This window comes from Ramlibacter cellulosilyticus (genome assembly GCF_014297465.1).
In the GTDB taxonomy this organism is placed as follows: Bacteria; Pseudomonadota; Gammaproteobacteria; order Burkholderiales; family Burkholderiaceae_C; genus Ramlibacter; species Ramlibacter cellulosilyticus.
Window position 1 is genome coordinate 1 of sequence record NZ_JACORT010000028.1, and the last position, 1358, is coordinate 1358.

A 1358-nucleotide genomic window follows, 5' to 3' on the forward strand; every position below is an offset into this window, starting at 1 on the left:
CAGTAGTCGTCGCTCTCCGCAATCCACACCAGCTCGCCCGTGGCCGCCGCGATCCCCTTGGCCCACTGGCGGAAGACGCCGCCGGAGTTCACCTCGTTGAACAGCGTGCGCGTGATGTCCGCGTTCGCCTGCGCATACTCCTGCATCAGCGCACGGCTGCCGTCGCAGGAGCAGTCGTCCATCAGGATCACTTCGATGTTGCGGTACGTCTGCCCGTAGATGCTGTCCAGGCGCCGCCGCAGGTACGGCGCGTGGTTGTAGTTCGGCACGATCACCGACACCTTGGGCATGCGCCGCGTGCCCTGCACGCCCAGCAGCGCGCGCGTGGTCTCGTTCAGCCGCCCGTAGCCCGCCTTGCGGTCCGGCTCCAGCACCTGCCCCGCGTTCCAGTCGTTCCACGACTGCAGGAAGACGAAGCGCTGCTGCGCATCGGGGATCCGCCGCGCCGCGCTGATCGCCGCGTCCAGCCAGCGGCGGTAGTGGCTCGCGTGGAAGCGGGTGTAGACCAGCGGACGGTCAGCGCCGCGACCGTCGCGGCCCGCGGCGACGACGGGGTACATCGGGCAAGGTGCACGGCGTGCCTCTTCGGCACGGGCGACGCCCTGCGCGGCGACGACCGAGTACGGCACGGCGTCCACCCCTTGCGTGTCCCGTGCCGGGTAGCCTCCCGTTTCCCGCGGGAGCGGGGAAGCCGGCAGGTCCACGAGCGCGTCGCACGCGCCGGCGGCCTGCGCTGCGCAGAGCGCTTCCTCCGCCTCCGGGCTCCAGCAGGCGACGAGGAACACCGGCGCGCCTGCCTCGGCGACGAGCACCTCGCGCAGTTGCGCAAGCGTCGCCTGCGCACTCCCTGCGCCTTGGCGCAGGCGCGCCAGCACCATCGGGCGCTCGCCCACGCGCATGCAGCGCGCATCCCGCAGCGCCAGGCGCAGCAGCGCCAGATCCAGGTTTGCCGGCGTCGCCGCCTCGGCGTCCAGCAGGATGCAGAACGGCAGTTCAACGTCGGCGTGCGCCAGCAGGCTTGCGAGCGCCGGCTGCAGCTGGAAGCAGAAGCCATGGATGCCGTGGCGCTTCGCCAGCGCCGCCTGCGCACGCAGCACCTTCGCATCCGCGGCCTGGTACTCGCCGAAGTCCGCATGCGGCAGCAAGGGGTCGCGTCCGGCCAGCGGCCGCGCACCGCGCAGCGCCGGCCACTCCGGCATCGCGTGGAACGCGACGATCTTCACGTCGCCCCCGCCCACGCCGAAACGGATGTCGTCCTCGTACGTCGCACCCGCACCCGGCAGCGGATCGCGGAACTCCGCCGCGCCCGCCACGAGGTAGTGCCAGAACGGGTTCACGCCGCCGTCGCGGATGTCGCG

At 72.1% G+C, this 1358-nt stretch carries 1 protein-coding gene; it reads right to left on the reverse strand.

Translation table 11 applies throughout. The annotated features are described in order from the left end of the window. Nucleotides 1-1358, reverse strand: a 1358-nt coding sequence (locus H8N03_RS25955; RefSeq protein WP_187079150.1) for a glycoside hydrolase family 99-like domain-containing protein, incomplete at both ends; no start/stop codon positions are given.